Here is a 14,560-nt window from a genome sequence, read left to right as displayed (position 1 = left end):
TCTGCATCTCTCTAGTTAGTTAAAAAAGCGATCGCCTGCAAAATCTTCAGCGTGCGATCGCTCTCTCCTTCCTCTGTGTTCTCTGCGTCTCTGTGGTTTGTTAAAAAGAGCGATCGCCAATCTCCACAATGCGTAGGCGAGCGCCCATCAAAACATGATATAAATTTGACATGATAGACCACGATCGCCTATTCAAAGAACTGTTAACAACCTTCTTTTGGGAGTTCATCGAGTTATTTTTCCCAGAGATAACAGCTTATCTGGAACGGGATACGATCTCTTTCATTGACAAAGAGGTATTTACCGATGTTACTGCTGGAGAAAAATATGAAACTGACTTAGTAGTAAAAGCGCGATTTAGAGAGCAAGAATCGTTTTTCCTAGTACATCTAGAACATCAAGCTTATTATCAAGAAGCTTTTGATTTGCGGATGTATCGCTACTTCGCTAGATTATATGAAAAATACGCCTTGCCAGTGTATCCTATCGCTTTGTTTTCTTACGATAGCCCCAAAAAAGCTGAAACAAATTTTCATCAAGTAGCATTTCCTCATAAAATTGTCTTGCAGTTCAACTATGATGTCATCCAGTTAAATCGTCTGAATTGGCGAGAATATCTGCAACAGCAAAATCCCGTAGCTAGTGCGCTCATGGCTAAAATGAACATAGCGCCAAAAGACCGTCCCAGAGTAAAATCTGAGTGTCTGCGCCTGCTAGCTACCTTGCAGCTAGATCCAGCGCGAATACAATTGATTTCGGGATTTATTGATACTTATCTGCGACTAAATGCCCAAGAAGAAGAAATTTTCCAGACTGAAATTGCTCAATTTGAACCAACTCAACAGAAGGTAGTTATGCAAATCGTCACTAGTTGGATGGAGGAAGGGATACAACAAGGAGAGTTGAAAATAATCGAGCGTCAATTAACAAAGCGAATTGGTGTAATTACTGCTGAATTACAAGAGCGGCTGCGCGGGTTATCGTTAACTCAGTTAGAGGATTTAGCGGAAGCGTTACTAGATTTTTCCACTGAAGCTGATTTAGTGGCTTGGTTGCAACAGCAGCAATAAGATATGTATTCCACAAGGGGAGCGATCGCTTTCTCCTTCCTCTCTGTCCTCTGCGCCTGGAGTGGTTCTTTAAAAAGAGCGATCGCCTGTAAAATCTTCAGCGTGCGATCGCCTTTTTTCTCCTTCCTGTGTGTCCTCTGACGTAGCCTCTCATAGAGAATGCATCGCCTATTTTTTCCTAACTAATTGTCCTTTTCATCGGAATTTGTATCCAGAACTCACAGCCATTAGCAGATTCAGAAACACATTTGATATTACCGCCGTGTTTTTCCACAATAATTTGGTAACTAATAGATAACCCCAAACCAGTACCTTGTCCAGGTTGTTTGGTAGTAAAGAAAGGTTCAAAAATGCGCGATCGCACAATCTCTGGAATCCCACAACCATTGTCAGCAATCCAAATCAGAACAATATTCTCTTCTATAACTTCTGTACGTATCCAAATTTTAGGATTGTCAATTTTTTTGCCACTAATTGCTGAGTTTTCCAGTGCATCAATCGCGTTGTTGAGAATATTCATAAACACCTGATTCATCTGGGCTGCATAGCAGACTACTGGAGGCAATTCACCATATTGCTTAACTACCTCAATAGCAAAAGAATTAGTTTGTGGTTGCAGGCGATGTTGTAAAATTAGTAAAGTACTGTCGATACCTTCATGAAGGTCAACGGGCTTCATTCCTGATTCGTCAAGCCGAGAAAAACTTCGTAACGACAAGACTAATTGAGAGATCCGCTCTGCACCCATCTTCATTGAAGCCAGAATTTTGGGCAAGTCATCATTAATGAAATCTAAATCTAATGCTGCTACTTGCTTTTTAATTTCTTCTGTTGTCTTAGGATACTGTTTCTGATAAAGGCGCAGTAATTTAAATAAATTTTCGGTATGTTCGGTAACATAAGTGATATTCCCATAAATGAAACTAATCGGGTTATTAATTTCATGTGCTACACCAGCAACTAACTGCCCCAAACCTGCCATTTTTTCACTTTGAATTAACTGGCTCTGAGTGTCCTGTAATTCTTTCAGAGTCTGGGTCAGTTCTTCTTTTTGACATTGAGTTTGTTCTAGTAATTCCGCTTGCTGAAGCCCTACGCCTAACTGAGTACCAATTTGCATCAACAAATCTACTTCATCTTCTTGCCAATCACGGGGTTTGATATTTTGATAAGCTGCTAGCAATCCCCAAAGTTTCTCACCCTGAAAAATCGGCACAATCATATATGCCCTAGCCTCCATGAGTTCAATCAGCGCAATATAAGGAATAGAAGAATCATCGGTGCTGTAAACATCCTTAATAACAAGAGTTTTACCATTAGCAAAATCCCCGCCTTGGGTTTCTTGCAAGTAATTACTTGCATAGGCGTAGCCTGTCGTAGACATTGCAGGTACAATTTCCTTTACTGATGTCCAACCTTCGGCTAAAGACTCAGCAACAAATTTCCCACTCCAATCAGTCCCGAATCGATAGATTGTCACTCGGTCAACTTCCAATAACCGTCGGACTTCTTCTGTACTGGTCGCAAAAATGGTGTCAATATCAAGAGAGTGGCGGATTTTCTCCACTGTTGCAGCTAAGGCCTTTTGTCTTTCGGCTGCTTTCCGTTCTCGTTCGGCGGCTTGAGCCAGTTTTTGGGCTTGCACCTGCATCTGTGTCAAGGATTCAGCTTGCTGTAATGCTACCCCCAATTGAACGCCAACTTGGGCTAGCAAGTTGATTTCTTCATCTTGCCAATAACGGGGCTGGGAGTTTTGATAAGCTACTAGCAATCCCCACAGCTTTTCACCCTGAGAAATTGGTACAAAAACTTCATTACGTGCATACTTACCCGCTTGTTTTCCTTGCACAAGAACGCGTTCTGTCACAGGCTGCGGCTTAACCATTGGTGTCCAGCCATCAACGATGGAATCAGCCACAAATTCCCCACTCCAATCAGGATAGAAGCGATAAATTGCGACTCGTTCCACTTCTAATAACCGACGAACTTCTTGAGTAGTGGTTTTAAATATGGCTTCAATTTCAAGAGACTGACGAATTTTTTCTACTGTGTGCGCTAACGCTCTTTGCCTTTCAGCAGCTTTGCTGATATCTGCTGCTTGAATCTGCATTTGTTGGATAAATTCCGCTTGCTGCAAAGCCACACCTAGTTGAGTACCCACTTGAGTAAGCAAGTAAACCTCATCTTTTTGCCAATCACGGGTTCCAGCATTTTGGTATGCTGCTAGCAAGCCCCAGAGCTTTTGACCGTGGTAAATAGCAACGATCGCATAAGCTTTTGCTTGATATATCTCTAAAATTTTAATGTAGCAGTCACTAAAGCCTGAATTGTAAATATCATTACAAATTCGGTACACTTCACACTGAGTGAAGTTCCCACCCTCTGTATCTTGTAAATAGGTATCAGCGACTGGAGGTTTAGCTAAATCTTTGGCGCTACATTCGCTGACGTTATCTTTCAATTCCGGGCGTTGCGACTGTTGATCTATCAGGGAAACCCAACCCTCTGCCACTGATTCAAACACGAATTCACCACTCCAATCGGGATTGAACCGATAAATAGCGACGCGATCGGCATTTAGTAGCTGCCTAAGTTCTGCGGTGGTTGTGTGGAAAATGATTTCCAAATCTAAGGACTGGCGAATTTTCTCAATGGTGATAGCTATAGTTTTCTGCCATTGAGCCGCTTTTTCTCTAGCTTTTGCTTGTGCTAGTTCTGTTGATTGTAGTTTGACTTGTTCTAAGAAATCTGCTTGCTGTAAAGCAACTCCTAGATGTTCGGCAATTAATTGCACAAACTCAATTTCTGATGCTTCCCATTGTCGAGGACTACCACACTGATGAATACACAACAATCCCCATAAATCTTTACCTTTGATCAAGGGGGCAATTATACTGGCACGTACTTGGAATTTTTCTAGAATCTGGATATAGCAATCACTGGCATTTACTTGATAAATATCAGTTATTGCTCTAATTCGACCTTGCTGATAAAGTCCTGCGAACTCCTCACTAAAGCAGTGGTCGCGCAGTTTGGCTGCTAATGCCGAATTCCATTCGGCTGCCACATCTTCATAGATAAATTCTCCTTCCCATGCCAAATCAGGATAAAAACGAAACACGCCAACCCGATCGCTTTTCAGAAGTTGGCGGACTTGAGTGACTGTAATTTTGAAAATAGTTTCTATGTCTAGAGACTCCCGAATACGGGCAATAACTCCAGATAAGGCTTTTTGTTGCTCATTCTGACGCAAGGAGCATGTTACATCTGAATGAGATTCTTGCCGTTCTGAATTTGGTTGTATGGATTGAGTAGTAGAGGAGTTTTCCATTCCCAGTGGGACTTTAAATATTGAAAGTCTTCTATTTCATGATTCCCGTTGCGATCGCAAAGGTAACAGTTATTTCCTGGGAATGTCATAAAAACAATGTAGGGACGCGATACAATCGCGTCCCTACAAAAAGATTTTCAATTACCAGAAAACTATCGCCGCTTGGGAGTGGCGCTGCGGGTGGTGCGTTTTTCTTCATCTCGGCGACGGCGATCGCGCCAATCCGCCAGGGTTAAATAACCAATACCACCAGTGACTACTACGAGCAGCACTACAGCAAATAAAACCAAAATACTCAAGAATGGACTTTCCACAATGCCTCTATAGTCCGTTACGTCCCCACACTACCATTGCAATTGACCAAGTAAACACAACTAACAACGCTACCCAACCTAGTGTCAAAATCTCCATAGTCCCACTTTTCAAATAATTACAAAAGGTTTCTAATACTTATCATACAGGGATTGGGCAGGCTGAGATTTTTTTATCAATCAGATTGTAACTTTTGCGTGTGATCTTTACGACAGAGTACGTTTACATAAAAAAGACACCAACTTTTCTTGATACGTTAGTACTTAAAGCAACGATAAACACGAATGTAAAAAAGTAGCGATCGCGCTTTCTGACTTGATACTTTTGGGAATACTAGGGCTATGGGTATATATTTCCAATCCAGCAACCCCTAATATCATGCCGACATTTTTCAACTATCCTTTCCACTCCAACGGTTTTATACCTCATGGACATTGTTATCTTTGGCAAACTGGATTAGTCTGGCTGCACATTATTTCTGATGCCACGATCGCTCTAGCCTATTATTCTATTCCCTTCCTACTGATTTACTTTATTTCTAAGCGTAAAGACCTTCCTTTTAATGGCGTCTTTTTGTTATTTGGTGCTTTTATCATTGCTTGCGGTACTGGGCACTTAATGGATATTTGGACGCTTTGGCATCCAAATTATTGGGTTGCAGGTAGTTTAAAAGCTCTAACTGCCATTATTTCGATATATACGGCATTTGCGTTATTTTATCTCATGCCTCAAGCTCTAACACTACCTAGTCCAACCCAGTTAGAAGTTATCAATCGAGCGCTTTCAACTGAAATTGTCGAGCGCAAGCGCATCGAAAAAGAATTACGCCTTGCAGAAGAAGTTGCTCAAAACTCCAGCCAAGCTAAGAGTGAATTTCTCGCCAATATGAGTCATGAACTACGCACACCTCTTAACGGTATTTTGGGCTATACACAAATTCTTCAACGCACAGAATCTTTGAGTGAGAAAGGACGTAAAGGAGTCAGCATCATTTATCAATGTGGTTCTCATCTTTTAACCCTAATTAATGATGTTCTGGATCTCTCTAAAATAGAAGCCCGGAAACTAGAATTGTATCCTGTTGATTTCTACTTACCTGCCTTTATAGATAGCGTGACTGAAATTTCTCGCATCCGCGCAGAACAAAAGGTGATTGCATTTCACGTCCAACTCGATCCTAATTTACCAACGGGCATTCATACTGATGAAAAACGCTTGCGGCAAGTACTGATTAACTTGCTTAGTAATGCGATTAAATTTACTAATGAAGGTAGTGTCACCTTCAAAGTTAAGGTCATTGCTAAACAATCAAACACCAATGGAAAAACTAACTACAAAATTCGTTTTGAGGTAATAGATACTGGTGCTGGAATAATCCCTGAACAAGCGCAGAAAATCTTCCAACCCTTTGAACAAGTAGGAAATCAAAAACGACAATCTGAAGGTACAGGTTTGGGATTAGCAATCAGCCAAAACATTGTTTTGTTGATGGGTGGTCAGATTCAGGTACAAAGTGAATTTGGCAAAGGTAGTACTTTCTGGTTTGAGGCAGAATTTCCAGAATCTAAAGACTGGGCAAAGGTTTCTAGAGTGGTCGAGCAAGGAACTATTATTGGTTATCAAGGACAAAGCCGCACCATTTTGATTGCGGATGACAAATGGGAAAATCGATCGGTAATTGTAAATTTACTAGAACCAGTTGGGTTTACTGTTGTAGAAGCTAGTCAGGGTCAGGAAGGATGGGAAAAGGCTCTAGCCCACAAACCAGACTTGATTATTACTGACTTAGTGATGCCTATATTGAATGGATTTGAGTTGATCGATCGTTTACGTAAATCTGAGCAATTTAAAGAGATTGCTGTCATCGCTTCCTCAGCCAGTGTGTTTGCAGCCGACCAGTACAAGAGTATTGATGTAGGTGCAAATGCATTTCTACCAAAGCCTGTAGAAGCTGAAACGCTGCTGGAAATGCTACGACAGTTTTTGCAACTGGAATGGATTTTTGACGTGAAGGTAGATGAAATAAAAAAAACCAATATAGATGCTTTGGATCGACCAAATGAGATGATTTATCCTGCCAAAGAGGTTTTGCAAGATTTACTCGAACTGACAAAAGACGGTGATATTCAAAAAGTTTTGGAACTGACCGAGCAACTTTCTAAATCTGACGAGCGTTTAAGCATTTTTGTCCAGCAAATCGTCCAGCTTGCTAGTAATTTCCAACTCAAACGTTTGGAAACTTTTATTCAAGAATATATCAATTAATTTGAGTTAAATTTCAATTGTTAATTAATCATGCTTAAAACCTCAGATACCGGATTTATTTTGATTGTGGATGATAATCCCACAAATTTATCTCTCCTGTGTGAAGCGCTTAATAGTGAGGGTTTTCGTTTTCGGGTTGCAGTCGATGGAGAAAGTGCGATCGCTCAAGTCGAACGCAATCAACCAGAGTTGATTTTGCTGGATGTACAAATGCCTGGTATTGATGGATTTGAAACTTGTCGCCGCCTCAAAGCCAATCCTGTTACCCAAAACATTCCAATTATTTTCACTACTGCCTTAGCGGATACAGAGAGCAAAACGAAGGGATTTTCCCTTGGCGCAGTTGACTATATCCCGAAACCATTTGCACAAGAAGAAGTGATTGCAAGAGTACGCGTACATTTACAACTCAAACAATTGACTGAATCTTTGGAACAACAAGTTAGCGATCGCACCAGGGCTTTGCAAAAAGCCCAAGTCCAATTAGTACAGCAAGAGAAACTATCAACACTCGGAGAGCTAATCGCTGGTATTGGTCATGAAATCAATAACCCGATCAACTTTATTTCCAGCAATATTCCACCCTTGCAAGAATATATTACAGCAGTAACCGAGTTGCTTCTACTATATGAACAAGAGTATCCAAATCCAACAGCCAAAATTACCAAAACTATTGAGAACTTGGATCTAAACTTTGTTCTCGAAGATATGGGAAAAATCTTGAACTCACTCCACGTAGGAAGCGAACGAATTCGCAACCTTTCTAGTTCACTCCGCAGTTTCTGTCGTTCGGATAGCGATGCCAAAATATCTGCTGATTTACATCAAGGAATAGATAGTACTCTAATGATTTTGCAACACCGCCTCCATGCTAATAGCGATCGTCCCCGCATTGAAGTGATTAAAACTTATGGAGAATTACCACAGGTTAAGTGTTATCTAGGGCAGATGAATCAAGTGTTTATGAACATTCTCGCGAATGCAATTGATGCCCTTGATGAAGCTATAATGGAAGGCAAAATCAGCAATATAATTCCTCAGATTAAAATTACCACAGAAATAGATTCTCAACAATTGGTTATAATTCGGATTGCTGACAATGGGATTGGTATTCCTGAACGGCTGAAAAAACGCTTGTTTGAGCCGTTGTTTACGACAAAAACTGTTGGCAAAGGTACTGGACTTGGCTTGTCGATCGCATACCAAATTATTGTAGAAAAACACGAAGGTATATTAGAAGTGAATTCTCAACCTGGTATGGGAACCGAATTTATCATCAAAATTCCCACTTGAGAGCGGTATTTAATTAATGACAAAGCTGCTCAAGCATTTATCATACTGGAGAGTAAGGAAACATTTCCCTAATACCTAATCCTTAACTTCTATATAGAGTGAACTCAATTTTAGATCCTCAATTAATGGCAGAACGCATAGAATCCCTCAAGGCTGGAATAGTTGGGGGATTCTCTGTGTGTTTGGCTTTTGCGATCGCTAGTCTGTTGAATACTTTCATACTGGCAAAGTATTTTCAGACACTTGTATGTCTGCAAAGTGATGTTAACTGGCACTTGGTGGTGAGTGGTGCGATCGCAACTTTTACTGGTTTCCTATTTGGTGTCACCTACCGCTATATCATCCGCTGCGATCGAAATCCTCAACTCAAAGCTGGTGGCATGTTAGCCTTTGGCTTGGTGCGCGGATTAACTCAGATAGAACTTGGATGGAATTCCCACAGCACAATTTGGCCTTTTTTGGTATTGGCGGCAGAAAGTTTGTTATGGTTTGCGCTGGCTGCGATCGCTCTTGATATCGCTATTCAACTCCGTTGGGTTAAACCTTTTTTATCAATCTAAATTTCTGTAATTTTACAGCTACCTGTAAGCCTATACAGAAGGTTGTGGTTCAAATAAATGAAAAAAGCAAAGCTACTGTAAACATTACGTTTTTGTAGTATAATGTATGTAATTACTACAAAATTTATAATTTTAAAATATAAGTATAAAAAGTTACTAATATTATTCTCAATCTAATATGAATACTAGAATATCTCACTATTATCTGATAGTTGATTTGGAAGCTACATGCTGTAACAGTAAAACTATTCCACGTCACCAAATGGAAATCATTGAAATCGGTGCAGTGATGCTCAACCGAACAACGTGGGAAATTGATTCGGAGTTTCAGCAATTCATCCAACCTGTGAGACATCCGCAACTGACAAATTTTTGCACAGAATTGACTAGTATTCGCCAGCAAGATGTTGACGAAGCGCCAAAATTTTTAGAAGCAATTTCTCGCTTCAAAGAATGGATTAATTTATTTCCTGACTATATTTTTTGTTCTTGGGGTAATTATGACAAAAAGCAATTTATTCAAGATTGTGCGTTTCATAATTTTCCTTATCCTTTTACTTCAGAACATATAAATATCAAAGAGGAATTTTCGGAATATCTTGGCGTATCTAAAAAATTTGGCATGGCACAAGCTCTCAATGAGTTGGGGATAGAATTAAAAGGTACACATCATCGTGGCATTGATGATGCCCGCAACATTGCAGCTATTTACAGACAGATGAAAAACAAAAAAAATCAGCTGAATAAATAATAGAAAATTTGTAGTGGTGTTGCCTAGTTCAAATAGTGGATAAAATCTAGCTATTATGCTGTAAACAAGATGTTCGTACAGGCAAATGGGACTCCCATACATAATAAAGTTAGGAGTTGTATGAATAATTCTTATTCTTAATCCAAGAGATTTATTCTTTACAAGGTTTGAATGATAAGTTTAAAAAATAAAATTTTAGCTAGATTTATTTTTGCTTTAATTAACTGACAACTAAGGTAATATATATAATATTTGGCTTAATATAACTGCAAAATAACACTCTAAGATCGGGTTATAAGCCAATAATATTGATTTTGAGGCTACAATTTATGATCGGATTTTGGCGAAAAAAAATAGTTTTTTTCTTCACAACAATTGTGTTGACAATTCTGCTAATTTATCACGAACCAGTACCAATAGCTGAGGCCCAAACTTCTACACCAACACCTACTAGACCGTTTGCCACTGTAGCTTATCCTAATAGGTCATTAAGTACTTCTCCCGCACAACTAGCACCATTGCCTTATGCTTATGGGGCACTCGGAAAAGCGATTGATGCTGAAACGATGAAATTGCATCATGATGCACATCATGCTAGCTACGTCAAAAACTTAAATGATGCATTAAAGCAGTATCCAGATTTGCAAAAAAGAAGTGTTGAAGGTTTACTAGTGAATTTGAACAGCGTACCTGAAGATATTCGGACAAAGGTACGTAATAACGCTGGTGGTCATCTCAATCACACGATTTTTTGGCAACTGATGAGTCCCCAAGGTGGAGGACAACCATCAGGCGCGATCGCTCAAGAAATTAACCAAACTTTTGGCAGTTTTGATGGCTTTAAAAAACAGTTTAACGCAGCGGGTGCAGCTCGTTTCGGTAGTGGTTGGGTTTGGTTAGTACGTAATCCTCAAAAACAACTCCAGATTGTTACCACAGCAAATCAAGATAACCCGATTATGGAGGGTTCATATCCGATTATGGGTAACGATCTATGGGAACATGCTTATTACCTTAAATATCGCAACCGTCGGGCTGAGTATTTGGATAATTGGTGGAATGTGGTGAATTGGCCGCAGATTAACAGGCGATACCTTTCCTTCTCTACGGGACGCTCTCCGAACTAAACGCTACGCAAAGGGCTGATAAACTACGCCATTTTCATCAGGTTTTATACGCTATGCACATTATCCAGTCTGGTTTGTAGCTTCTTTGTTACTTGTATCCTCGTTCCCAGCCTGAAGGCTGGGAACGAGTTCTGAGAGGCTCCGCCTCCAGTGGCTTGACCAGAGGCAGAGCCTCTGGCAATACATTCCCAGTCTGAGGACTGGGAACGAGGCGAAACGATGCTACATAAGCCTTTGGGCTTTTCTTAGTGCCATGTATCCCTTTATGTAACAATTACGAATGACGGATTTTTAAAGTTCGGTGTTTGTTACGGACTATCCATAGTAGAACAATTATCAATACAAGCGCTTTGATCGTTGATGGCTCCACTACCTTCTTCACTTCCGTGGGGGTTTGAGGAGTAACATTACACGGAATCTCAACGATCTGTGTGCGATCGGAACTATTACCACTAGGAGTCAGATCGCATTCGCCTTTGTTGGTGAGAGACAAAGGTGTATTTTCTGGAGAAACAGGTACAGGTGGTTGAGATGAAGAAACAGATGGTTGAGCTGAAGAACTATCGCCACTCAGTAGTAGAAGCAGAATTAAACCAAGACCCCCAACGCCAATTATTGGCCAAAGTGGAAAGGAACCAGAACTCTCTGGTACTAAGACATCTCCCGTAGAGCCAGGGAAAGCATCAAAAGCTATTGTTTCTCCGTCCAACGGTAGTGGATTTTCACTCAGCAAAGTATCTCCTGCGATATCTTCTCCTAAGAGCTGATTAAATTCCGCTGGAATCGCATTATTAGGGCGTCCGAGTTCCCCACCATCTTCGGAGTATGGAAAGGATAGGACTTCAAAAATCTTCTGTTGGAGTTGATTCTGATTACCAGAACTCAACGCATCCAAGCCTGTAGAGATTTTATCTAAATAAAAATTTGTCATCTCTGGCGACAGACCTAGAGACTGAATCTGCTCTTGAATATTGGAAATTTTTGAGGCCTCTTCAAACAGCAGTCGTCCGTATGACAATTTCAGGTCTAGTAATCCATTACGGAGGCTAACAGAATCATTGACTCCTGAGTATGGTGCCCAGTAGAACTGCTTGGTTACAAGTCCGAGTCCTTCTACTGGATTGCGACCAAAAGGTTGTCCAAGAAGGTATTGAGATCCATCCATGATTGCGGGGGATGCGTTTCTCCAAAAGGAGGCATAAGGCACCGCAGAGAGATTAGGATTATTGCCATAGAAGCTAGCGAAATTCTGGAAGTTTTTTTCCCCACCGGCTGCTCGGATCAGAAGGTTTTGATAACTAGTCCCATTGTTTAACTCTACTAATCGTTGGATTACCGATCCAGTCTTATTACAGGTCAGACCAAATCCCACATCACATCCAGGAATGACTCGCATCCGGCTCAAATTCTGGTTATTGATTTGGTACTGGAGATACTCAGACTCCAATCCTTGTTGGATGCCATAGCGTCCAACATTTAGTTGTGCAAAAGCAGACTGACACGTAGTGAGTACTACTGCAACAGATGAAAATGCGATCGCTGCAAAGCGAACTACCTTCGGCATCGCAATTCTTTGAACAATTGATTTAGGCAAGATGCACCTCCACTAGACAACAGCAATTTAATTAGGGATTGGTCATTGGTCATTTGTCATTTGTCATTTGTCATTGGTCAAAAATTATTATTCTCCCCTGCCTCCCCTGCCTCTCCTACTTCCTGCTCCCCAATTCAACTCTTAGGTAAATCAATGTTGATTGTGATGCCTGTACCTTTGAGATTTCCTGATGAGAGTGTGTGATATAAGACCAATGCTCGGTTTGGTTGGTCGAAAAGATACCCACGACGCGTTGGTTTAATCTTCCCTTCTTTGACTAAGGAAACGAAGGCTTGTAGATATCTACGTATACCTTGACGGTTGTCTTGAGTAGTATTCGTATGATGCTCAATCAGCATCATAAAGAAGTCTAAGCTACGATTTTCCTGACCTTGAATTAGACTGCCTTCATCTAGGAAAGAACTTGCTATGAGCCTGCTATTAACTTGTTTGACCTTAAATAAAGTAAAGTAACGTCCTTCTTTTTTAGGATCGTTCGCATAACAGACCCAAGAACCCTCTTTATTTTGTGTAAAACCCTGTTCAGCAAGGTAAGAAAGCAAAGAATTACTTGTCTTAGTTTGTGGTGGAGGTAATAAATCTTCAGTGGGATCTAAAGAGCAAATCCTCTGTGTTGTTTTTAGTGGATAAACAGCAGGTGTCTGCTGGGTATTGACGCGAAAGGGCTGTGTTGTTTTTCGTGGATAAACAGCAGGTGTCTGTTGCGTATTGATGCGAAAGGGCTTGTCATCAGACATTGCCATGCTAGACATTGCAGCCAACGCAGATAATTGCAGAACGATCGCTCCAAACAAACGAACTATGATATTCATGTTTTTCCTGTTACTCTTACTGACTTTGTGAATAATCGAATTTTTACTAGATCGAGATCGATCTAGCAGTCCTAAACTATTTGTTAAATTTAAGTGTTTGCCTGATTTGATCGAGGGTAGCTTAAGTTTTCACTAATCAAATAGGACTTTTATATATAGGTAACTAAGCACAAAGAGAATCAATATCTAAATAAAACACACAATGTTAATGTCTTATTGGCAAGATAAATTAGGCTTTTTGATATTTTTACATATACAAAAAACTGTTGACATTACGTCAAAACTTTTCTATTTACTCTTGTCTAATTTTTTGCCATCTTAAGAAGGTTTTATGCCTTTCTCGCTGGCTTTGATGATTCCTAAAAAAGAGCTTTAGTTAGCTCTTTAGTACCTTATATAAGCAGAGTTTAAAAAGCTCTGTGCTTTGCACGTTAGCGCTTTTGTTGATTTCCTGGGTAGGTTGAATAATTTTTTGTTTTTTAGAGGTAGCGCACCTAACTAGCTCTTTCAGCATGGTTACAAATTGATGTATAAATAATATCTCCCTGACAGTAAAATAATATTACCATGAGCTTGAGACATGCAACAGTATTGTGGACAGTTGTCAAAGTTGTACACTATGAATCGTAACTACCTCTTCATTAAATTTCATAGCAAATAGGTGAGAGGCAAGCTTAATCTATATTACACACTACTAGTATTAAATTATTAAATAACAACAGTGTGGAAACCGATGCTGCTAAGTATTAAATATAGCCTTTGCCTAAGTAAAACACGTATAAAGAATAAATTGCGATCGCTAACCCAACTGTTTAATTACCCTACTAGTAGTCTGTCAACCTAAAAATGCGCTTGTGAGGTTTGGAGAAAGGGGAAAGGGACGAATGTCACTAAGATAAGCGTTAACCCTTGGTATTACTGGTTTTGGGGTGTAGGGTGTGGGGTGTGGGGTGTAGGGAATTACGAACAACTTGGTTTTGTCTGGCGCACTAAAATTCAATTTTTATTAACACTACACCCAACACCCTACCCCCAACACCCTGCCCTGACGATATTTCACATGAGTCTTCGTGCCATTCGGGAAAGGGACTCATGGTAAGGGATTATAAAACCTTTTCCCTTTCCCCCTTACCCTTTACCCCGCTAAGTTCACTTGGCGAACTACTAGGCGATGTCTATGATGGTCTACGCCTATGCATCAAACAAAGTTAAGTTAGATCGCAAGTATAAAATTTGCGATTTAGCACGCTGTTGGTGTTGTTGCCACAGACCTTATAAGCCTGTAAAGCAGATATTTACGACTTTTCTAATACCAATTCAAAAAATGTTTGCGACAGATAGGGCATCTAAAATAAAATCATAGCCTCAACATTACAGCACTTTGCGCGACTAACTGGTACAGTAGCAGCAGTGAGAAAAATAGT

At 40.2% G+C, this 14,560-nt stretch carries 13 protein-coding genes; 7 read left to right on the top strand and 6 right to left on the bottom strand.

Annotation, left to right across the window (positions count from 1 at the left end; genetic code table 11):
• Positions 1 to 11 precede the first annotated feature (11 nt).
• Positions 12 to 182 (bottom strand): hypothetical protein, encoded by a 171-nt coding sequence (locus tag RM049_RS13035; RefSeq protein ID WP_322704455.1) that lies wholly within the window; start codon positions 180 to 182, stop codon positions 12 to 14.
• Between RM049_RS13035 and RM049_RS13030 the strand changes: the two genes are divergently transcribed.
• Together RM049_RS13030 and RM049_RS13025 are read left to right on the top strand one after the other, a co-directional pair.
• On the top strand, positions 171 to 1,070 hold the full coding sequence (locus tag RM049_RS13030) for a DUF4351 domain-containing protein (RefSeq protein ID WP_322704454.1): 900 nt from the start codon (positions 171 to 173) through the stop codon (positions 1,068 to 1,070). The genes RM049_RS13035 and RM049_RS13030 overlap by 12 nt on opposite strands.
• Positions 1,071 to 1,073: 3 nt before the next feature.
• Positions 1,074 to 1,211 (top strand): hypothetical protein, encoded by a 138-nt coding sequence (locus RM049_RS13025; RefSeq protein ID WP_322682999.1) that lies wholly within the window; start codon positions 1,074 to 1,076, stop codon positions 1,209 to 1,211.
• Positions 1,212 to 1,248: 37 nt separating this feature from the next.
• Here the strand turns inward: RM049_RS13025 and RM049_RS13020 are convergent, their stop codons facing one another.
• From RM049_RS13020 to petN, 3 genes are all read right to left on the bottom strand, one after another.
• Positions 1,249 to 4,401, bottom strand: coding sequence for a GAF domain-containing protein (locus tag RM049_RS13020; RefSeq protein WP_322704453.1), 3,153 nt, complete (start codon positions 4,399 to 4,401; stop codon positions 1,249 to 1,251).
• Positions 4,402 to 4,553: 152 nt separating this feature from the next.
• Positions 4,554 to 4,715: a hypothetical protein gene (locus RM049_RS13015; protein ID WP_322670936.1), complete on the bottom strand. Its 162-nt coding sequence runs from the start codon at positions 4,713 to 4,715 to the stop codon at positions 4,554 to 4,556.
• Between the two features lie 7 nt (positions 4,716 to 4,722).
• On the bottom strand, positions 4,723 to 4,812 hold the full coding sequence (gene petN, locus RM049_RS13010; protein ID WP_017322509.1) for a cytochrome b6-f complex subunit PetN: 90 nt from the start codon (positions 4,810 to 4,812) through the stop codon (positions 4,723 to 4,725).
• A gap of 279 nt (positions 4,813 to 5,091) precedes the next feature.
• Between petN and RM049_RS13005 the strand changes: the two genes are divergently transcribed.
• From RM049_RS13005 to RM049_RS12985, 5 genes are all read left to right on the top strand, one after another.
• Positions 5,092 to 6,978 (top strand): ATP-binding protein, encoded by a 1,887-nt coding sequence (locus RM049_RS13005; RefSeq protein ID WP_322704452.1) that lies wholly within the window; start codon positions 5,092 to 5,094, stop codon positions 6,976 to 6,978.
• A gap of 30 nt (positions 6,979 to 7,008) precedes the next feature.
• Positions 7,009 to 8,271, top strand: a complete 1,263-nt coding sequence (locus RM049_RS13000) for a sensor histidine kinase (RefSeq protein WP_322704451.1) — start codon at positions 7,009 to 7,011, stop codon at positions 8,269 to 8,271.
• Between the two features lie 125 nt (positions 8,272 to 8,396).
• Entirely contained in the window at positions 8,397 to 8,831 is a 435-nt protein-coding gene (locus RM049_RS12995) for a hypothetical protein (RefSeq protein ID WP_322704526.1), read from the top strand.
• Positions 8,832 to 9,009: 178 nt separating this feature from the next.
• Complete coding sequence (locus tag RM049_RS12990; protein WP_322704450.1) at positions 9,010 to 9,582, top strand: 3'-5' exonuclease; 573 nt, start codon at positions 9,010 to 9,012, stop codon at positions 9,580 to 9,582.
• A 329-nt stretch (positions 9,583 to 9,911) separates the two neighbouring features.
• Positions 9,912 to 10,709 carry a superoxide dismutase gene (locus RM049_RS12985; protein ID WP_322704449.1) on the top strand — a complete coding sequence of 266 codons (798 nt, stop codon included), beginning with the start codon at positions 9,912 to 9,914 and terminating at the stop codon, positions 10,707 to 10,709.
• 274 nt (positions 10,710 to 10,983) lie between these two features.
• Here the strand turns inward: RM049_RS12985 and RM049_RS12980 are convergent, their stop codons facing one another.
• Positions 10,984 to 12,303, bottom strand: a complete 1,320-nt coding sequence (locus tag RM049_RS12980; RefSeq protein ID WP_322704448.1) for a hypothetical protein — start codon at positions 12,301 to 12,303, stop codon at positions 10,984 to 10,986.
• Between the two features lie 134 nt (positions 12,304 to 12,437).
• Complete coding sequence (locus RM049_RS12975) at positions 12,438 to 13,136, bottom strand: hypothetical protein (RefSeq protein WP_322704447.1); 699 nt, start codon at positions 13,134 to 13,136, stop codon at positions 12,438 to 12,440.
• Positions 13,137 to 14,560: the final 1,424 nt, after the last annotated feature.

The sequence above is a fragment of the Nostoc sp. DedQUE04 genome, from assembly GCF_034530995.1.
In the GTDB taxonomy this organism is placed as follows: domain Bacteria; phylum Cyanobacteriota; class Cyanobacteriia; order Cyanobacteriales; family Nostocaceae; genus Nostoc.
The sequence above is the reverse complement of the archived record's forward strand: the minus strand, read 5'-3'. Positions and strand labels throughout refer to the sequence as shown.